Below are 20,166 nucleotides of genomic sequence, written 5' to 3'. Positions count from 1 at the left end.
GACCGCATTTACTAATCCATTCGTGAAGTAAAATGTAAACCCAGCAGTGTAACAACCTGAGCAGTAAGAGTAACTGGATCAAAAGGTTTTAAGTTAAAAATGTGATCCTAAACAGATATAGTTTTTTAGCAATATCAATCATTTTCAGCACGCATATTTCTCGCTTACTGAAAGAAAAACTAATAAATATTAGGACTTATAGATTTTGTCACCAAACTTCAAAATTAATCGTCCCACCCCAGAATCTGAGTAACTTCCTCGCAAATAGAGGTGGGTTCAAAGGGTTTGGTAATCACCCCGGCAATTCCAATCTGAGCAAAACGGGCGCGATCGCTTCCTTGGACTTTCGCTGTTAACAAAATTACTGGAATCCTTTGAGTGACGGAATTTGCCTGAAGTTTTTCGTAGACTGCAAAGCCATCCATGTCAGGCATAGATACATCAAGCAGAATGGCATCAATGGGTTCTGTCTGGGCGATTTTTAATCCTTCTGACCCTGATGCAGCTGTCAGGGTGTCCCACCCTCCTAAGTCTTCTAAACAAGCTTGTACTAATTCACGGATTCGTTCTTCATCATCCACAATTAACAATTTTTTAGTCATTTGTTATTTGTTATTTGTCATTTGTCATTTGTCATTTGTCGATTAATTATTCTCCCCTGCTCCCCTGCTTCCCCTGCCCCTCTGCCCCTCTGCCTAATTTCCCGGCAATGGTAGAGTGAAGAAAAACGTGCTGCCAACACTAAGAGTACTTTCAGCCCAGATTTGCCCACCGTGCCGATCAATAATACTACGACAGATTGCCAATCCCAAGCCTGTGCCGCCTTTGGTACGAGAATCAGAGGCATCTACTTGTTGAAATCGTCCAAAGATTGCTTCTAATTTATCTGCTGGGATACCTCGTCCTTGATCTGTTATTTGGAATAGTACGCGGTCTGCTTGCTGTTGGACACTCAGGGTAATAGTAGAATCGGCAGGTGAGAATTTAATCGCATTACCTAACAAATTAGTAAGTGTTTGCACAATGGCATCAGCAGCAGCCCAAACTTGAGCATTAGTATGGTGGATCTTAAAGGTAATATTTTGCTGATTAGCGATCGCTTGCACTCCGGCTACTGCTTGTTGAATTAAATCAGCCGCATTGCAGGTAGTTTTTTCTAAAACAGCTCGATCTGATTCTAAGCGTTCCAAATCGAGAATATCGTTAACAAGACGCACTAAGCGATCGCTATCGATGGCTGCAATCTCAATCATCCGCTTGAATTTGTCTGGTTTTCTGTCGTAGATACCAGTTTGTAGTAAACCCAGTGCTGCGCGAATTGCAGTTAAGGGAGTGCGGAGTTCGTGACTAACGATGCCAATAAACTCACTCTTGATCAGATTAATCTGTTCTAGTTCAGTGATATCTTCGGCAATACCAGCAATCCGAACTACCTCGCCGAGTTCATTTTTGATCGGAAATGCGCGATCGCGAATCCAACGGATTGAACCATCATGACGGATAATCCGATATTTTTTATCGTATTGCCCTGTTCTAATCTGTTCAATGTCGACGCGCTGGCGATCTTCTGGGTGAATTGCATCTAACCAATTTGAATAGTTGTGATATAAGTCCTCACAACTTCTTTGCCAGATGGTTTGGTATGCACTGCTCACATAGAGAACTTGTTGATTTTGAATATCGGTCATCCAAAATACTGCTTGGATGTTTTCTGCCAACTGACGAAACTTTTCTTCGCTTTGGCGTAAAGCTTCTTCAGTTTGTTTACGAATAGTGATATCTTGGTGAACCGCAACCAGAACGTCGCCGTAGTCGGGATGCCTGAATACAGAAGTTGTTGCACTAGACCAAAATGGTGTTCCATCTTTTTTAACATTTTGGACTTCATAGGTGGCTTCACCATTTTCTAAGACGGCAGACAAAATGGCTTGATTTACATCTTCAGAAGTTAATGATTCGGTGACATAGTTCACAATCGAAACGTGCTGATCATTTAGTTCACCAGAATCATAACCAAACATCTCCTCAAATTTAGGATTGGCATAGACAATAACTGAATTATCAGCTCTGATTAAGCAAATGCCTTCCGCCATATTTCGGGTAATTACAGCTTGAAGCTCCAGCTTATGCGCTTGTTCTAAAAGCGTGAGTTGGGTTTTTTGCTGCTCTATCACTTTTTCTCGCAGACGATCATTCGTCTCTGTCAGTTGTGCAGTCCGTTCTTGAACCCGTTGCTCAAGTTCGGCATTGAGTTGTTGCAGGGCAATTTCTGCCTGTTTGCGCTCTGTCAGTTCTGTCTGCACCTGTTCAAACAAAGCTGCTTGCTGGATAGCAATGCTTACCTGCGCTCCTAACTGCCGCAACAGAGCAATTTCTGAAGATTGCCACTCACGAGGAGTTGCACAGTGATGAGCCGTCAGTAATCCCCACAATTCATCTCCCAAGGAAACAGGAACGACCAGATTTGCCCTTACCTGGAGACTTGCCAAAAATTCAACGTGACAGGGACTAATTCCGGCATTATAAATATCAGCTTTCGCCGTGACTAAGCCTTGTTTAAAAGGTTCGACGTTCTCTTCACCAATGCAAGGGTCAGAAATTTGGAGTGGTAAAATGGGCATCCATTCTGGTGCAACGGACTCAACAATCGTAGTTCCACCCCAGCCAGGAAAAAATTTGAAGATGATAACGCGATCGCACTTCAGAAAATCCCGGACTTCATCAACAGTAGTTTGCAAGATATCTTGTAAATTGAGCGATCGCCGGATGCGCTGGCTCATCTCCATCACTAAACGCTGTTCTTCAAATTGCTGTTGCAATTGGCTACGTAGCTGCACTGTTTCAATCGCCACATTGACTGCTCTTTGTAGCCCTTCTGGGGTAATTTGCTGTTTGACAAGATAATCTTGTGCCCCCGCTTTCATCGCCTGAACTGCGATTATGTCGTTACCCTGCCCTGTGACAAAAATCACAGGTAGGCAGGGCTGTTGGGTCAAAGGTTGTAATCGAGCCAGGAATTCCAGTCCGTCCAGGTCAGGCAGTCGATAATCAAGCAACACAACATCGGGTTGATATTGCTGCCAAAGTTCTAAACCCTGCTGTCCCAGCATTGCTTCTAGGATAGTGTATGAATATTCGCGATCGCGCAACAAATATCGCCGATAGAGTTCTCGATCTTCTGGGGAATCATCGACAATTAAGACAATGCGCTGTTGCTGAACCATCGTGAATCACTTGCTCTGACTTGTTAAAGATTCTACAGCTAGCTTATTCAATCTTTTAGTTAGATAATATTTATTTATATTTATTCACAAATCAAATAATATCCTCTTTTTTATTGTTAAAAAATTAACTCAGGTACAAGCCAATAAAAAAGATATCAAATATATTATTAGCTGCTCATTATCAAGATATCGACCGTATTATCTATTCGTTGTGTCGCTTGTCTTTCTTTTATTACATCTGAATATAGAAATGAATGGGGCTTTGCCTAATTCTTTTTTTAAAAACCTAAAATTCTCATAAAATCTTTAGATTTATAGATTATTTTTTAAAGTCTCGTAGTTATTTCCCAGTGCTTTGAACTGGGAGTAAATTTTCTATTAAGGGACAATAGCTAGACTGGTGAAAGGAAGGTCTATACTGGATACGCTTAAAATATGCGTTTTTACAGCAGAACATAGCGCAATATTTCTCTAGAAGCTTCGATTACTCACAAAAAGATCCCAAATGGGTTCTATAGACAGGTTTTAGGAAATTCCTATATTATGGAAAGTGAGCAGATCAATGTTCCTGAGTCGCAGTGTAAGCGGAGTGAAATTAGTGATCGCGAGCTTGTTCCTTTGGTAGTGAAGTCAGAGTTGTATAGTTCCCAGTTTTTTCAGCAGTTTCCCTCGTTATTGGGCAATTGAGTTAAACTTTAGGCATCTCCTCAGTTGCGCTCCCATCAATGCGTAAATCCAGTTACCATCTTAATTGACCAGACAATTTGCTCTGAGCAACTTGTTAAAGGTAGGCAAACTTGCGCCACAGCCTACTAGTCAGTTTTGCGGCTGGGAACTGGGGATAAGGGAGATAAGAGGAATAATCAATGCCCAATGCCCCTCAAAAGTTTTGAGTGTCGAGCCACCAATCGGCTTTGGCTATTTCCCCTTCTACCATAGGACTGGCTAAACGCCCCGCTAACAGAACTGGAACTGTTTTGCTCCATACATAATGCCCAATCCCTTCAAATTTCTAGCTCTAATATGCCTATTCCTTTGTTAAAGTACTCCCCTTCATCTGGAAATCACCGTGTATCTGGATATGAGATTCTTGGCGACGAGCAACCTAGAATTTATACAGGCGAATATCTGCAATCATCACTAGAAATGGATGCCTTAATTATGGCAGCCTATCGCCAGATTTTCCATGAGCAACAGATGTTATATAGCAACCGCCAAACCTGTCTAGAATCTCAACTGAGAACTGGTCAAATCACAGTCAGAGATTTCATTCGAGGGTTAGCAATATCTGATACATTTCGGCGACTCAATTACGAAAGCAACAACAACTATCGCTTTGTGCAGATATGCGTACAGCGCTTCTTAGGTCGTGAGGTGTACAATGAACGCGAAAAACTAGCTTGGTCGATTGTGCTAGCTAGTAAAGGACTACACAAGTTTATCGACGCTTTGCTGGATAGTGAAGAGTATATTAGTAACTTTGGTTACAATACAGTTCCTTATCAACGGCGACGGATTTTACAAGGACGCTCGCAAGGTGAATTACCTTTTGCCAGAATGGCTCGTTATGGCGAAGATTATCGTGATAAATTGCTGCTTCCCATAATCAGGAAACAGGTTGAGCCTTTTAATTTACAGACCTTCCTACGCAGTTCTAACAGAGATGTGGTGTTATTGCTATTAGCTTCGACTTTAGCACTGATTGTTTTCTTTACCTTGCTAACTACATTTAGTTATTTCCCAAAATTTGGCGGGTACTAGCTGAAACTTGAGGGGAGTGCGAGCGCTATTGTTAGCCCTCGCATTCCCCTCACCTTATAAAATATTTTTAATCGACAAACTCGTAGAGAAGCTATGTTGTAGGCTTATTGCCCCACTCCAAAGCCTTCATGCTCTTGATATAGAGGCATTGCGATCGCTAAACTTGGATTCTAGGAATTTACCTAATACCTAATAAATATGCTCTTCTAATCCTTACTTGGATGCCTATACCAATTCTGTAAAATCAAGCAACAGATCCAAGCCCAGGATACATCCGGCTTGCTGAATTACGAATTGGTATTAGGCATCCACCTACGGCAGTTAGGCGCTGAACCCTCCGTCAATCATCAGGTTTGCGCCGGTGATATAACCGGACTCAGGGCCGGCCAGATAAGCAACCAGCCCCGCAACCTCATCAACCGTGCCGTAGCGGGCTACCGCTATCTGCTTTTTGAGCAACTCGGCAAACTCCCCCTCCGAGGGATTCATATCTGTAGCGATCGGCCCAGGCTGCACGTTATTGATCGTAATTCCGCGTGGGCCAAGGTCACGCGACAGTCCTTGTACCAGCCCTTGCAGAGCAGATTTACTCATAGCATATACGCCGCCACCAGCAAATGGCATACGTTCGGCGTTAGTGCTGCCGATGTTGATGATGCGTCCGCCCTCTTTCATGTGCTTGACTGCGGCTTGCGTCGCCACAAACACAGCACGCACGTTAATGGCAAAGGTTCGATCGAAGTCCGCCAGCGTGAAATCGTCGATTGGGCCGAACGCCAGTACGCCCGCATTGTTGACGAGAATATCAATGCTGCCCAATTTGTTTACAGTGTCTTCAACAGCCGCAACTACCGCGCTGGCATCGGCACTGTCGGCTTGGATAGCAAGAGCTTGGACACCTAATGCTTGCGCTGCCTGCACGATTTCGTTAGCGCGATCAGGTGAACTGGTATATGTAAAAGCGACATCAGCACCAACACTTGCTAAACGTTTGACGATCGCTGCCCCAATGCCGCGACTACCTCCAGTAATGAGGGCGCGTTTATTCTTGAGTATGTGGTTCATGTTAGATCCCGTGCAATGAGAAATTAGATAATTCAGTGTTTATTTATCATGAAATAAAACTGCTCTAAATTGGGAGCAAGCAAGTAAACAATAACAGATGATGGTGATTAAAATAATCGAAACAATTCATATAACCTTTTCTGGTTCCTGAATCGTTTTTACTGCCCAGATGCCAATCCAAGAGCCGAATCCATCCACAATTAATGTCAGAATGGCTGTGATTTGGAATAGCAATCCCCAACCTGCAAAGGAAACTTGAGACACATGATCCGAACTAATCACGATCAAATGATTGTAGATTCCAAAAAGGACTGATGCTGTCATTGAAAAGAGCAAGAGCCAGCTACCAATGCGGTAAAACTGTGTCCAAAGTAAAACGACAGATAACGGCGCACACCAGCCGCTTGTGCTGCCGCCAGCACATTGGCACCCCCTTCTCGACGGATACGAGTATTCAGGGCTGATGCTGCGCTCATCGACTCGCTAGTATAGGTTTTGGGCAGGAAAGTGAGTTGTTCAATCACTACTTCCGGCTGAGTGCGGGTGAAGGCAGTCATCTCATTTGTCTTTGAATATGCTCCCGTCCTATAGGGCTGATTTTTCTTTTGTTCCGCGATTACTGAATCGTGTTCTACCATGAGATCCAGGGCTTCCGGGAAAAACTCGTGCCAAGATTCACTTTACTAGAAATTGTTAGAAAGTGTACTGTTACGGGAATACTTTAAACCAGATGCTGTCACTAAAAGAATAACTTTCTTGCCTAATACTATTTGGAAAGCATTGTAATCAAAGCCTTAGCGATCTGATTAACACAGCTAAACAACCAAAATTTGCCTGCGTAGTTTTATGCAAATATTCCTTAAAAAAATTAGTTTAACTCTTTTTATTTCCGTTACCTTGGCTCTACTAACTTTAATATGGCAGCAAATTATTTCTGCCAAATCTTTAGATAAATCTACACAAAATAAAGTTCAAAAGCTGGGAGAACTGGCAAAAAACGATTCTATTCCAGATACTACTCAAAAAATCCAAATTCTCACGCTCTATCAACCTCTTCAGCATCTGCAATGGGAAGGGAAACGAGTTAGCAATACTGGAATTGCCTACTTTTCTCTAGATGGTTTTTCAAATGAGTCTATCTCTGAATCTGATTTAGATGTAGCACGGACTAGTGGAGATGCACATAAAATAGCTAAAACTTTAGCAGCATTAGGATTATCTAGCCATCTGCAAGGCGAGTATGACAAAGCAATTAATTACTATAAACAAGGATTAGAAATTAGTAAACAAAATGCCTATTCAGAATTAGAAGTAATCCTTTTAGGAAATTTAGGGCTTGCTCATGTCCAACAAGGAAATTATTATGCTGAGGCAATAGATTATTTAAATGATTACTGGACCTTAATTCATAATAGTAAACAAAATAGTAAAACAGCACAAACTCAAGAAGCTCAAGCATTAGGAAATTTAGGCAATGCTTATTATGGAGCAGACTTGTATGTCAAAGCGATCGCATTTCACCAAAAACGTCTGGCTTTATCTCGAAAAATTAAAGATAAAGCAGGGGAAGCCAAAGCACTGAGCGACTTGGGGATTGTCTATCAAGCTTTGGGAGATGCCAAAAAAGCGATTGACTATCAACAGCAAGCATTAACCCTAGCCCAACAAATCAAGAAGCAATACCTAGAATCATTTGTTTTGGGTAACTTGGGCATTATTTACCAAAATCAAGGCAACTATCCAAAAGCTAGCGATTATCACCAGCAACGTTTAGCGATCGCTCGTCAACTTAAAGACTTGCGTTCCGAAGCTGAAGCCCTAGCAAATCTAGGAGGTGTAGCTTATTTTCAAGGAGACTATAACAAAGCGATCGCACTTTACGAGCAAGGCTGGAAAATTTCTTGGGAGAGGCTACACGATGCCGATATTCTGTATCGGATTCGCGGTAATCAAGGACTCGTCTACTTTCAAATGGGCAACCTTGACAAAGCCCTAGAGTCTTACGGGAAATATTTTCAGTATGCTTCCTCGCGCAATAACCATCGAGAAGAAGGCATTGCAAAAATTAATGCCGCAGCAGTTCGCCTCCAATCAGGAAACCTAACAGGGGCAGCCAAAACCCTCCAAGAAGCAATTGAAATTTGGGAATCCTTGCGAGCTAGATTAGGCAGTAATGATGGCTTTAAAATCTCTATCTTTGAAACCCAGAATGCACCTTATAGCAATCTGCAATCCGTTTTAGTTGCCCAAAATCAACCCGAAGCCGCCTTAGAAATATCTGAGCGAGGGCGGGGGCGTGCCCTTGCCGAATTACTCTCTCGTCGCCTTTTGGCTGTTCCTACCCAGAAAGAAGCGCCAACTCCAACCCTTGCTTCACCGACGATTGCAGAGATTAAAAAAGTTGCTGAAAATCATCATGCAACTTTGGTAGAGTATTCCATCGTGCCGGGAAATTTCCTAGTTGAGGGAAAGCTAGAAACTCACGAATCTGAACTTTTAATCTGGGTTGTTCAACCCACAGGGAATATTACTCTCCGTCGAGTTGACTTAAAACCTCTTTGGCAGTGTCAAAATCCTCAATTTTGTTATCCAAAAGGGGTAACAGATTTAGTTTCTAAAACTCGTGAGTTGCTGAATATGAGAAATCCTACTTTGGAGAGAAGTAGTAACACATCTTCTGTAATTGATAAAAACCCCTTACATCAACTCCATCAATTATTGATTCAACCTATTAACGATCTCCTTCCTCAAGATGCAAATGCCCATGTAATATTCATCCCTCAGCGATCGCTTTTTCTCGTTCCTTTTGCCACCCTTCAAGATGCCACAGGTAAATTCTTAATTGAACAGCATACCATTTCGATTTCACCTTCCATTCAAGTTTTAGATATCACATATAAATTACGAAAAAAGTCAGGCGCAAGTAAGAATTCTGACTCAAACTTGATTGTCGGCAATCCAACTATGCCGAAAATTGTCACTCAAATAGGCGAACCAGCCGAAGAATTGCCACCCCTCCCTGGTGCTGAACAAGAAGCCAAAGCGATCGCTCAAATTTTCCAGACAAAAGCCCTGATTGGTGCGAATGCTAACAAATCTAGGGTGATTCAACAAATGAGCAATTCAACCCTAGTTCATTTAGCTACCCACGGCTTATTGAGCGACTTTCGCGGCTTAGGAGTACCAGGGGCGATCGCTCTGGCTCCCGATCCTACAGTCCAATGGCAACCCTCCACAGAAGAAAATGGTATCCTGACTGCCAGTGAGATACTTGACCTCAAATTAAACGCTGAACTAGTTGTTCTGAGTGCTTGCAACACCGGGCGAGGTAAAATTACTGGAGATGGAGTAGTAGGATTATCTCGTGCGTTGGTTGCTGCGCGGGTTCCCAGTGTAGTAGTTTCATTATGGGCAGTACCCGATGAACCAACTGCTTTATTGATGACCGAGTTTTATCGCAACATTCAACATCAGACTGATAAAGCAGCAGCATTGCGTCAAGCCATGTTGACTACAATGAAACATCATCCTTACCCATTAGATTGGGCAGCTTTTATATTGATTGGTGAACCATGATTATTGTTCTCGAAAGTCGATAGAGTATGGCCAAGATTGGTTTTGAATTACTTGCGTATCCTCTTGAGCAAACCCAAGGGCATCTCCGGGGCGAAGCAAGCAAATTGATACAGGAGAAGCGATCGCTCCTTCTTTGTGGGTTCCAGAGCGCACAGTCGCTACCTGGCAAACATACTCTGGGGTTGGATCAACTGCCATAATGTGTGCTTGCGATCCATCAAGACAAGGGCCAAGGCCGCGCTGCCAATACCAAGGCGCACCGCCATCGGAGTACGGTACAATTCGTTTGGCATTCCAAATTTCCCCTACATCAATTAAATCATCCGCATCGCACATCATCTTTTGGCGGACTTGCCAGCTGTTCTCCGGCACAAAAGGAAGATAGCGAGCGACTGATGAAAAGAGATACTGAATCGGATACAGTCCGAAACCTCGATATCCACCAAATAAAGTATCAAGGGAACCATAACGCTCTAAGGCTACGGCTGCGAGTTTTTTGACATCTCCAAGGCAGTCAGTCCCTGAATCTGCTGTGAGCGCAACACGGCGATCGCAGTATTCAATTAAGTAGGTGTTGCCCTCATTGCGAATCTCTGGGTGGAGGGCTTGGGCAACCGTTGGTTGTTCCCCGTAGAAGGGCAGGGCAATCACTCGCATTCCACCAATTTGAGTTTCGTCAAACCAGCGTAGTGTGTGAATATTCTCAAATCCAAGCTGACGCAACCGCAACGCCATATCAATTGCCAGTACAGATTCGCGCTTCACTTCGGGAACGAAGATTGGTGTGTTAGCAACAACTCGCAGCAAGGTTCCTAAATCAAAATGATCGGGGTGAGAATGGGTGATAAATACTGCATCAGGTTGCCCCATTTCCTCTAAACTGAGGGGTTGATAGTTTGGCGGATAAATTTCAGACTTGGGCAACAGAAATGGATCAAAGAGAATGCTAAACTTGCCATCACTGAGCCGGAGGGTGGAGTGACCGACAAAAGTGGCATGGCCTAGTTGGGGCTTGACGGATGGTTCATTAACTTCAACCAGTGCGCCATAATCATCTAATGCGTTCCACAACTCACGAGCAATGGTTGTAGTTGGAGCATTACTTCCTTCTTGCCATTCCCCTAGATATAAAGCAAGCTCAGATAGGAGATTGGGAGATAATTTTTGTATGACAATAGTTTCGCCAATATTGCGTTCTAGCTCAAGGGCAACGGGTTTAACAGCTTTAGGATCGGGATATAGCCAATCTTCTAAAAGGACATTAGGACGCTGATACAAATCCGCCAGACCACCCGGAACCATTGTCTGTGCCAGTAATTCACGCGCATGAGCTACCACATTTGCAAGACCATATCGATTGCGGTGTGCTGTGATGCTGGCACAGTAGCGACGGATGGTGGTGTCACATTGTCCAGTCACAGCACTACCAAACTTGGTTTCGTCTTGATAGATGAGTTGAAATTTAATGCTGCTGCTTAATCTTTGACGTATCATAAGCAAGTTAATAATTAAAAGTTAAAAGTCTATAATTTAACGTTACCCTTGGCCTAAAGCACGTAAGGTCTACACACAAGTCTTTTGCCCTGCACCTTTAATGCTTTGCCCTGCACCTTTAATGCTTTGCCCTGCACCTTTAATGCTTTGCCCTGCATCTTTAATGCTTCGCCCTGCACCTTTAATGCTTCGCCCTGCACCTTTAATGCTTCGCCCTGCACCTTTAATGCTTCGCCCTGCATCTTTAATGCTTTGCCCTGCAAAAATTAATTTACCCTAAGTTACACAGTAACTCTAAAAGATTTGTGTGTACACAGTAGGTCTAAAGCACAGAATAGGTTGCTGTACGCCTATTTCTCCTTTCTCAGAACTTACGCAAGACATCTCTGAAACTCTTATTCTCCTCCGTGTCCTCTGCGTCCTCTGTGGTTCGATTTTCGTAAGTCCTGTTTCTTTTTCAGCCAGCCACCTTCATAATCGACATTTCATCTCTACGCGACGACCACCCATGTTCGCTACGGGCAAAGGGTAAGGCAAGTTCTGCCATATAATGCTGCCCTTTAGCGTCAACCAGCCAAGGTTGATTGACTAACTCTTCTACAATTAGCGATCGCGTGTGTTTTTGTAAGTCTTTTTTGAAAAAGCACTCCAGGGCTAAAGGGCTGTCCCGATGTAAAAGGAGTGAAGGCTTATCCTCTATTTGCAGATTGAGCAGCATCGGCCAGCCATACTCAGCAGCTAATTGCTGCCATCTGGCAAAGCGCTCTATTCCACTCAATTGGGCGAGTTCTGCTAAAACTTGCCCACTCAAAACTGTCCGCCGAGGACGAACGATCGCTTCTTTTGGCAGCTGAATACGAGGAGTGAAACGAGGTACAGTCAGTTCAATCGGCATCGGCACTGTAGCAGCGCGAAAGATTGCCATCGGGTTATCTTGAAAAGTAGTCCAAAGTAACTGCTCAGAAATGGGGTCACGGGCATTAACCGCAGCCATAGAAAACCAAAACACTGCAACAGGTTTTAGCGAAGCCGATCGCAGTTTTAAAAAAGGCAACTGTGTTTTTGGATCTAGAAAGATTTCTGCATCGACTAGGGATAAACTATCTTGACTCGCGCCCCACAAGTCAATAGGAAGAATGTTGAAATTGGGACGAGCTAAGACATTTGGGTTTGGCTCAAAGGAACTTTGTAATTCTGCAACCTGAATTTGATGTTGGCTTGCTAAACAATCAAGCTTCTGTTGAAACCAAGAATGTAGTAATTTATTTTCATTGAGTAAGTCTTGAAATCGGGCAAAGATTGGCACCGGATCGTCACTAATACCGTGAACTACCAGTTGGAAAGACTCAAATAGACCCACGAACAAGCAACCGAAAGGGGCTATGGACAAAGCCGACTTTGGCGAATTACTGCTGGTTTCGAGAACGACAACCTCTTGATTTTGCGATAGCGATCGCTCCCACGCCTCTAACCGGGTGATGACTTCAGGATGGCGATGAGCTGTTCTCATTTCCGAAACCAGGGTAGATTTGAGATCGCCAAGTGCAATACCCGCCGCAAATTCCTGTTTCAGCCACTCACGAAACGCTATCCGCATTGCCGAAGCTGGACTCGCCCCCTGAATCCAGCATAGCTCGTAGTCTGCGAGTGTTTGCAGCAAAATGTTTTGCTGTGCCTCATCGATGCCAATCTGAAACGGTAGCCCTAAATCACAGTGCAGTACTAAATCGGATAACTGGACTGAAACATCAAGGGCTTGGGCGAGTTCTTGAATATAGGTCTTTGCTTGTTGTAGATCATCTGCAAGTGCATCCAGAGACATAAAATCAAGCTTTGCCGCCAGAGTATTGCAAAGGGAATGCAGTTTTTGGATCGCGCTGTTCCAAAGACAGCGATCCAGCTCAATCAGCTTGTCTGCCACAACTGTTAATGCTTCCCAACAATTTTCAAATCGCTGGGGTAGGTCAAGTCCGCCTAAAAGCACACCTCCATCAATGAAGAGATTTAGAATATCTTGTATTCCGGCTGCATGGTTCCAGCGAGGTGAGGCTGACACTGTTTTGGCTAGTTCGTCTAATGTCCCTAGATTCAATGTAGTCAGTTCTTCCAAGAGGATGTCTACAATTTCCTGAGACTCGATTTCACGCTGCTCGACTAACCCATCTTGAGTGCGTCCCCAAAAGCGCCAGGAACCATCTGCTTGTCGCCTCAAGGTAGGATTCAATCGCCAAGTTGCACTTTGACGATAAATTGAACGTTGAGCTAGCGATCGCAATATTGTTTGAAAAGGACGGAGGTCAGGTGTAAATGAATACTGAGCTTCTCCCTGATTTTGCTGCGCTGTCTTGGTAAACTCGACTAAACTTACACCAGCCCATAAACCATAAGGTGTAGTTCGTCCCGCAGCCCGCGCTAGGTAACGATACAGCGCCGTCTCCAGATGGCGAATTTTTTTAGTCCGTTTTCCCTGCCTTTGGAAAGCTACACGCTGCACCTCCGTAACGAGGGAGGGATTAGATAACAGCAGCGCTTTCATAAACCATGAGTCTGCTGCGGTCATCTGCCAAAGCTGCTGGCGATTGTCTTCATGTACCTGCTGATAGGCGATCGCATATTGTTGCCAGATATCAGCATCGTTTGTACGGCTGGCTGTTAACGCTAGACTTGCAAGTTCTTGATTACCAAAACTTTGAATAGTCTCGATTGGCCAAGCAGCAGCCCGCAAGATACCAACAGGGGCAAGCTCAAATTGTTTGCTGAGATGATTCATCAATCGTTGATATCTCGTCGTGAACGGGTATATCTCGCTGTAGCTACGCGGCGATGATTGGTGAGCAGTGGCGCGATCGCCCTAGTGTAATGTTGCTCCAACTTCAGTACTGCGGTGAAATCTCGCATCACGGCTGAGTATCCTTCAAGACTCAATCCTGCTTCCTTTAACCATTGCTCTGTATCTTCGCCATCGAGCAAATTAAACTGCTCTCGAAAGGAGTCAGACATCGTTTGAATTTCCGCATCAGAAATCTTCAGCCCCAAGCGCTCTGCTTCTTGAACTGCTAAATAAGCCAGTAGGACTTTTTTACTCATTACTTCTTCGTTCTCACCTAAGCGAGTGAGAATCTGAATATCATCGGTACTTTCGGGGAAATTTGATGCTTTCTCCAACTGGCCATTAGCCAATTCCGGCTGAACGAGAGAAGTTTCTCCAGTCCCAAAATGACGGAGATAGTAAGTAAGTGGATCTGATGGGAAATCTTCGGGTGTTTCGGGCCACTTAGGCGACTCGAAACGATTATTGCGTACACAAATAACCTTTTCATAACTACGAGCCTCACCCGCCAGCCAAAAAATTAGCCCCGGCATTTTGCCCGTCATTACATCGTCAAGAGCTTGTCCAGCGATGTGGGTAAAGAAGTTTGCTTCTGGATGCTCACCCGCTAATACGGAAAACTCCTGTAAGCGAAAATCAATGGCATAATTTAGCCGTTCTCCATCTCCAGCATGAACCACCAACTGCCAAACAACCTGCTCGGCAGGGAAACTAGCCCAACTGCTATCAGCTTGTTTGACCTTTTGTTTAAGCCACGAAATAAAAGATCCTGCCAGAAATGTATCCAGTTTTTGTTGCAAAGTACACCGTTCTTCAGGTGTGGACAATCCTGTAAGAGTGCTGATATCGATTGGTTCCCAACGCAACTCAGGAGATGGTTTTGCCCGAACAAAATCGGATGACTGTTCATGTCGCTGCGGGGATTGCCCAGATTGAAGCTCGATCGCATCACCGGGACGTACCGTTATCGCTCGCTCTGGGGAACCAAGCCGACGTTGCAATAAGCGAACTGTTTCTTCTGAACTTAAGGGAAACGCATAGCGGTTAAACCAGGCGTGCCGACCACTAAAGCACAGACCGGAAGCGTAAGGGAAAACCAACGCAGGGTTGCAAGCACAGGCCGCTTCCAACCAACTAACTACCCCTTGGCTATCAAAGGTTGCTCCCATACCGTGCTGATAGCCCATGCTGGCACGTACTACCGGCTGATACTTGGTTGAAATTAGATCGATCGCACCGTATTCTTGGGTGATTCGTTCGCCAATTTCCGCCGTTACTTCTGCATCTGCCATGTGCCAGAATGTCCCAGTTGCATCTTGAACTAACAGCCCAAACTCCGGTTCTTCGTGGTCTGAAGGCGTGGGGAGCAAGTAAGTTTGTCCAAGAGCGATCGCTTGCCAAGGCTGACAGATAATTATTTTTGAGAACCCAATCTTTTGTAGCTGTTCGACTAGCGCCGGTTCATCCGCAGTAATTACGGGCAGTTCGCGCGGCAGTTTCTGAAGCGTTTCCAGGTGAAAGTGATCGAAGTGCCCATGAGTCACCACCAAAGCTGTTAAGTTTGGCAATTTGTCTAACTCAAATATCCGACCAGGATAGTACGTAAGCGTGCCCCCGACAAGTGTATCCGAAAAGCATGGATCGAGCAAGATGCGTTGATCCGTAGTTTCGATGTATAAAGCAGCATGACCACAGATAGTGACACGCATGAGAATTTTTCCGTAGCTGTACTGTCAAAAAATCCTAGCCGATTTAAACAGCAAAAGATGGAAATGTTTAAAGAAGTTAAGAACTAAATATCAATTGCTAAGATTGGTAGCAAATAATTCCTAAATTCGATTAGACCTGCATACTGTAATATAGAGCATTACTGAGATTAGATAGTTATCATTAACATTTCTGGTCATACGTGTGGAAAAGACAATACACAATGTTGTAGTTTTTGGCGGAGGGAGTGCTGGATTTCTTTCTGCCTTAGCGTTGAAGGTGAAAATGCCAGCTTTGAACGTGGTTGTAGTCCATTCCACAACCATTCCGATTATTGGAGTGGGTGAAGCGACTACCGCTTGGATACCTTGGTTTCTGCATAAGTATCTAGAATTAGATCGAGAGCAATTTTATGAAGAAACACAACCTATTTGGAAACTAGGAATTAAGTTTATTTGGGGAGATTCTAGTCAGTCTCACTTCAACTATCCTTTTGTGACTCATCTGGCAGATAAACTCAGTGTTTTGAACAAAAGCACTGCTTACTATTGTCTTGATTCAACGACAGAATCCAGCCTTTATTCACTATTGATGGAGCAGTACAAGTCGCCTTGCTTCCGTAGAGAAAATGGGGATTTCGTAATTGATGAACGCTTTGGATACCATATTGAAAATGTTAGTTTCGTTTCTTATTTAGAAAGAAGAGCAACAGAAATTGGTATCAAGATTATTGATAAACCTGTTGTAAATATTGAAGTCGCCGAAAATGGCTATATTCGTCAACTAAAGTTTGATGATGGCACAATGCAGGCTGGCGATCTATTCGTCGATTGTTCTGGTTTTCGCTCGGCTTTGCTAGGAGAGATTCTGCAAGAACCCTTTTGTAGTTTTGCCAGTAGCTTGTTTTGCGATTCTGCTGTCACAGGCACATGGATGCGAGATGATGCAATCAACCCCTTCACAACTGCCCAAACCATGCAGAGTGGGTGGTGTTGGCAAATTGATTTACTGGATAAAGTCAACCGTGGCTATGTATATTCATCCGCTTTTATCAATGATGACGATGCTTTGCAAGAGATGAAACGCGACAATCCTCTGATGAGTGATGAGCATAGTCTTGTAAGGTTCAAGTCAGGGCGACATCAAAGATTTTGGGTAAATAATGTCGTCGCTGTGGGCAACGCTTCCGGTTTCGTAGAACCTTTAGAATCAACAGGATTACACATGATTGGTGAAACCATCAAATGTGTGTGCGATGTGTTGATTGATTCCGACCAGCAACCCACCCCAGCCTTAATTAATCTTGCGAATCGAGCGATCGCCCAAAAGTGGGATGATATTCGTGATTTTTTATCGATTCACTTTAAATTCAATCACCGAGTAGAATCAGAATTCTGGCAACACTGCTGGCATCAAACTGATATTGGTGATGCCGAAGCAATAGTAGACTTTTTTCAAAGCAATGGCCCATCAAGCCTTGGTCAAATTCTGCTCCGTCCCAATAGTGTTTTTGGATACAACGGTTATTTGAATCTGCTCATGGGTCAAAGAGTGACCACGAAGTATCAAAGCCACAATGACACCTGGGATTTAGATCATTGGCGACAAATCCAAAACTATTTCACGAAGCAGTGTACTAACGCCTTATCAATCCATGAGGCGATTCAGGTTGTTAAAGAAAGAAAATGTCAATGGCTGACTTCATAAATACCATTCCCCAAGTGCCTCGCGTTAACCCCAATGCCCATTTAATCCTCAGTGAGACGGGTGAGGTTTGTAGCTGGGTGGGCGGCGAAGTATTCGCCCTCGAAGGCATTCAGCCCAGCACTATGCGGGAACTGCTGGCGCTGATCGATGGGGTGCGATCGCTTGAGGCCATTTATGCTGAACTTGCAGATTCTTATGATCGCAACTACTTACATGAGATTATCTTGGCTTTAAGTCAGCTGCATATCGTAGAGGAAGTAGTAACTGCAACTGCACCCCCAAATTATGACTGGGAATTGCCAATCGTCCCTGAGCAAGTACGCCAAAAGGCGATCGCTATTTTAGGCAATCACCAGTTACTCGATACTCTCAATAAAACCTTTGCTACCGCAGGTTTTCAAAATCACCGCACTTTCTCCTTCACAGATTTTGCTTCTTGTCAAACGCCGGAATTTCTCGCCCTCCAGCAAGAACGGATACTCCTCAATGGCTCGTTCAAAGTGTCTGAAAATAGTCTAGACGCTGTGAGTGTTTCTGGGCTATGTGAACTCTTTCAAGAATTCGACTTTGTAATCTGTGCTTTGGAAGGTGTACCATATCAAGCCCTATTTGATGTCAACAAGTCAGCCTTAGCCAGTGGCACACCGTGTTTATTTGTGACTGCTTCCCCAGAAACAGCACTCATCGGCCCAACAGTGATTCAGGGAACCGCTTGTTTTGGTTGTCGAGTTGTCACCTTGGAAGCTATTCCATCAGTTTTAGAAGATATTTTGCCGCAACTGTCAACCCCCAGCCTTGCCCAAGCAGATAGTCCACTTTTGCCTTCCATAGCGCAGGCTTGTATTGAAGAAGCGATTTCCATCTTAGGTTTGAACTTAACGCCAACTCGCGCCACCAGCGTTGTGAAAATTAGCCGGCAAGGCGATGCCGTCAAGCGGCTGCTTCCTAGTGGTGAATGTCAGCAGTGTACATCGCAATTAGATGAACCTTTGGGAGTGCTGCAACGAAGTGCGATCGCAGCAGCTGCCCAAGAAATCGGTCGGATCTGGCCGAACTCACCCAATGCTACAATCCGTGCAGCAGCCGATCCTTACCAAACAGTGGGCATTTTGGGTGGTGGTACAGCTGGTTATCTCACGGCTTTAGCCTTTCGCGCTCTCAGGCCAGACATCAAGGTGACTTTGCTAGAATCGAGTGCTATCCCGGTGATTGGTGTGGGCGAGGCAACGACTCCAGAACTCGTTAAGTTTCTCCATAGTCCCCGCTTTTTAGGGCTAGACATCGTTGATTTTTATCAGCGCGTGCTTCCTACATGGAAGTTGGGGATTAAGTTCCAATGGGGACTGCCCGGTGATTATGAATTTACGTTTCCGTTTCAGCGCGGACGCTTGCTAGAATCGCTTCTCTATGATTCAACGCTGAACAATCAGTCATTGGGGGCAATGCTGATGAGTGGCGATCGCGCTCCTATTTTTGATCGGGGCGATGGTACTCCGTTGTCTCTACTTCACCAGATTCGCTGGGCGTATCACCTCGATAATCGGCGGTTTGTTCGTTATCTACAAGAAGAAGCGATCGCTGCCGGGATACAGCATATTGATGTGCAAATTTCTGATGCCCAGATGTCTGCCGATGGTGAAACTATTACCCATCTAATTACTGAGGATGGGCGGAAACTAACTTACGATTTATATATTGATTGTTCCGGCTTTCGCTCGATGTTGCTAGAGCAAAAACTTGGCTCAAAATTCGTGAGTTACCAAGATACCCTCAGCACCGATCAAGCGATCGCTGCTACCGTCCCTCATAATGGCACTATTAAACCTTACACTCTCGCCGAAACCATGAACAATGGTTGGTGTTGGAATATTCCTTTTGAGGATGCCGATCATCGGGGGTATGTGTTTTCTTCAGCATTTTGTAGTGTTGATCAAGCCCTAGAAGAAATGCGTGCCAAAAATCCGGGGATGGGCGATCCTTGGCTGGTGAAGTTTCGTTCTGGGCGGCATGAGCATTTTTGGAAAGGCAACGTTGTGGCGATCGGTAATTCCTACGGGTTTGTCGAACCGTTAGAATCCACAGCGATTCACATGATCGTTCTCGAATTGGAACTCCTACTTACCAACTTTCCAGCATCAAAGCAAGATGAGGGGGTGAAATCTGTACTCAACCGCAAAATTAGCGATCGTTGGGATGCCCTGCGTTGGTTTCTGGGAATTCACTACAAGTTCAATCACCGTTTATCTACTCCCTTCTGGCAAGCAGCCAATAGAGACACAGATATCTCTGGCACATTAGAGCGATTAGCATTGTATAGCGAGCGTGCGCCCTTATCTTATCGAAATTCGATGTTTTATACACTGCATCCGCCGGAGTTTTTCTCTGACGATCACTCCTATGACACATTATTAGCTGGGCAACAGGTATCCGCCCGCTTTGTGGAACCCGTCGAAGATTTAGCCACTTGGCAACGCCAACTCGCAATTCTCAAAGGGCTAGCTAGCACTGCCATGCCCCAACATCAAGCCCTCTCATGCTTGCGCGAGAAACGGCAAGATTTGCTTTACGATTTCGCAAAGCGCCGAGATAGTTGGTTACATACCTGGCTTCCTGCATAGACTTAAGGGATTTCCAAGAAATAAATTATCCAAATAAACGAACCACAGAGGCGCAGAGAACACAGAGAGAGAAGAAATAAAGAGAATTTTTGCGTCAATTTTGGGATATTTTTTTATTTGGAAGTCTCTAAATTAATTGAGTTTTAAAATCTTTCTCTCCTTCTCTCTGTGTTCTCTGTGCCTC

14 protein-coding genes are annotated in these 20,166 nt (G+C 44.3%); 5 read left to right on the top strand and 9 right to left on the bottom strand.

Translation table 11 applies throughout. From position 1 onward, the window contains the following. Positions 1 to 224 precede the first annotated feature (224 nt). Positions 225 to 602 carry a response regulator gene (locus V7K69_RS29690; protein WP_335041224.1) on the bottom strand — a complete coding sequence of 126 codons (378 nt, stop codon included), beginning with the start codon at positions 600 to 602 and terminating at the stop codon, positions 225 to 227. 93 nt (positions 603 to 695) lie between these two features. Continuing rightward, the gene (locus V7K69_RS29685) at positions 696 to 3,224 is read right to left on the bottom strand and encodes an ATP-binding protein (RefSeq protein ID WP_335041222.1); all 2,529 of its coding nucleotides are present in this window, start codon (positions 3,222 to 3,224) and stop codon (positions 696 to 698) included. Positions 3,225 to 3,767: 543 nt separating this feature from the next. Between V7K69_RS29685 and V7K69_RS29680 the strand changes: the two genes are divergently transcribed. Continuing rightward, positions 3,768 to 3,911, top strand: a complete 144-nt coding sequence (locus V7K69_RS29680; protein WP_335041220.1) for a hypothetical protein — start codon at positions 3,768 to 3,770, stop codon at positions 3,909 to 3,911. Between the two features lie 336 nt (positions 3,912 to 4,247). Further along, a complete protein-coding gene (locus V7K69_RS29675; protein WP_335041218.1) occupies positions 4,248 to 4,985 on the top strand; it encodes a phycobilisome rod-core linker polypeptide in 738 nt (245 codons plus the stop codon). 321 nt (positions 4,986 to 5,306) lie between these two features. On the opposite strand, the gene V7K69_RS29670 is transcribed toward V7K69_RS29675, so the two are convergent. From V7K69_RS29670 to V7K69_RS29660, 3 genes are all read right to left on the bottom strand, one after another. After that, positions 5,307 to 6,050: a 3-oxoacyl-ACP reductase family protein gene (locus V7K69_RS29670; RefSeq protein WP_335041216.1), complete on the bottom strand. Its 744-nt coding sequence runs from the start codon at positions 6,048 to 6,050 to the stop codon at positions 5,307 to 5,309. Between the two features lie 126 nt (positions 6,051 to 6,176). Continuing rightward, on the bottom strand, positions 6,177 to 6,332 hold the full coding sequence (locus V7K69_RS29665; protein ID WP_335041214.1) for a hypothetical protein: 156 nt from the start codon (positions 6,330 to 6,332) through the stop codon (positions 6,177 to 6,179). Between the two features lie 38 nt (positions 6,333 to 6,370). After that, positions 6,371 to 6,607, bottom strand: a complete 237-nt coding sequence (locus tag V7K69_RS29660; RefSeq protein WP_335041212.1) for a hypothetical protein — start codon at positions 6,605 to 6,607, stop codon at positions 6,371 to 6,373. A 289-nt stretch (positions 6,608 to 6,896) separates the two neighbouring features. Here V7K69_RS29660 and V7K69_RS29655 point away from each other — a divergent pair, with 289 nt between their 5' ends. After that, positions 6,897 to 9,626, top strand: coding sequence for a CHAT domain-containing tetratricopeptide repeat protein (locus tag V7K69_RS29655; protein WP_335041210.1), 2,730 nt, complete (start codon positions 6,897 to 6,899; stop codon positions 9,624 to 9,626). Here V7K69_RS29655 and V7K69_RS29650 read toward each other — a convergent pair whose 3' ends face one another. The 4 genes from V7K69_RS29650 to V7K69_RS29635 form a co-directional block, all read right to left on the bottom strand. Then, the gene (locus V7K69_RS29650) at positions 9,627 to 11,120 is read right to left on the bottom strand and encodes an MBL fold metallo-hydrolase (RefSeq protein WP_335041208.1); all 1,494 of its coding nucleotides are present in this window, start codon (positions 11,118 to 11,120) and stop codon (positions 9,627 to 9,629) included. A 53-nt stretch (positions 11,121 to 11,173) separates the two neighbouring features. Then, positions 11,174 to 11,383, bottom strand: a complete 210-nt coding sequence (locus V7K69_RS29645; RefSeq protein ID WP_335041206.1) for a hypothetical protein — start codon at positions 11,381 to 11,383, stop codon at positions 11,174 to 11,176. A gap of 194 nt (positions 11,384 to 11,577) precedes the next feature. Beyond that, positions 11,578 to 13,890 (bottom strand): lantibiotic dehydratase, encoded by a 2,313-nt coding sequence (locus V7K69_RS29640; protein ID WP_335041204.1) that lies wholly within the window; start codon positions 13,888 to 13,890, stop codon positions 11,578 to 11,580. Then, complete coding sequence (locus V7K69_RS29635) at positions 13,890 to 15,659, bottom strand: MBL fold metallo-hydrolase (RefSeq protein WP_335041202.1); 1,770 nt, start codon at positions 15,657 to 15,659, stop codon at positions 13,890 to 13,892. The genes V7K69_RS29640 and V7K69_RS29635 overlap by 1 nt, the downstream gene beginning before the upstream one ends. 202 nt (positions 15,660 to 15,861) lie before the next feature. Between V7K69_RS29635 and V7K69_RS29630 the strand changes: the two genes are divergently transcribed. Both V7K69_RS29630 and V7K69_RS29625 read left to right on the top strand, forming a co-directional pair. After that, positions 15,862 to 17,364 (top strand): tryptophan halogenase family protein, encoded by a 1,503-nt coding sequence (locus V7K69_RS29630; RefSeq protein WP_335041200.1) that lies wholly within the window; start codon positions 15,862 to 15,864, stop codon positions 17,362 to 17,364. Beyond that, positions 17,349 to 19,982: a tryptophan halogenase family protein gene (locus tag V7K69_RS29625; protein ID WP_335041198.1), complete on the top strand. Its 2,634-nt coding sequence runs from the start codon at positions 17,349 to 17,351 to the stop codon at positions 19,980 to 19,982. Before V7K69_RS29630 ends, V7K69_RS29625 begins: the two co-directional genes overlap by 16 nt. Positions 19,983 to 20,166: the final 184 nt, after the last annotated feature.

It is taken from the genome of Nostoc sp., assembly GCF_036917775.1.
Classification (GTDB): domain Bacteria; phylum Cyanobacteriota; class Cyanobacteriia; order Cyanobacteriales; family Nostocaceae; genus Nostoc.
Note: the sequence above shows the minus strand (reverse complement) of the source record. Positions and strands in the feature narration are given on the sequence as shown.

What these genes read in the sequence shown, in the direction of transcription:
- V7K69_RS29685 (WP_335041222.1), bottom strand. Translation starts at nt 3,224, where the DNA reads ATGGTTCAGCAACAGCGCATTGTCTTAATTGTCGATGATTCCCCAGAA.
- V7K69_RS29670 (WP_335041216.1), bottom strand. Translation starts at nt 6,050, where the DNA reads ATGAACCACATACTCAAGAATAAACGCGCCCTCATTACTGGAGGTAGT.
- V7K69_RS29625 (WP_335041198.1), top strand. Translation starts at nt 17,349, where the DNA reads ATGGCTGACTTCATAAATACCATTCCCCAAGTGCCTCGCGTTAACCCC.
- V7K69_RS29655 (WP_335041210.1), top strand. Translation starts at nt 6,897, where the DNA reads ATGCAAATATTCCTTAAAAAAATTAGTTTAACTCTTTTTATTTCCGTT.
- V7K69_RS29660 (WP_335041212.1), bottom strand. Translation starts at nt 6,607, where the DNA reads ATGACTGCCTTCACCCGCACTCAGCCGGAAGTAGTGATTGAACAACTC.
- V7K69_RS29640 (WP_335041204.1), bottom strand. Translation starts at nt 13,890, where the DNA reads ATGAATCATCTCAGCAAACAATTTGAGCTTGCCCCTGTTGGTATCTTG.
- V7K69_RS29635 (WP_335041202.1), bottom strand. Translation starts at nt 15,659, where the DNA reads ATGCGTGTCACTATCTGTGGTCATGCTGCTTTATACATCGAAACTACG.
- V7K69_RS29675 (WP_335041218.1), top strand. Translation starts at nt 4,248, where the DNA reads ATGCCTATTCCTTTGTTAAAGTACTCCCCTTCATCTGGAAATCACCGT.
- V7K69_RS29680 (WP_335041220.1), top strand. Translation starts at nt 3,768, where the DNA reads ATGGAAAGTGAGCAGATCAATGTTCCTGAGTCGCAGTGTAAGCGGAGT.
- V7K69_RS29690 (WP_335041224.1), bottom strand. Translation starts at nt 602, where the DNA reads ATGACTAAAAAATTGTTAATTGTGGATGATGAAGAACGAATCCGTGAA.
- V7K69_RS29650 (WP_335041208.1), bottom strand. Translation starts at nt 11,120, where the DNA reads ATGATACGTCAAAGATTAAGCAGCAGCATTAAATTTCAACTCATCTAT.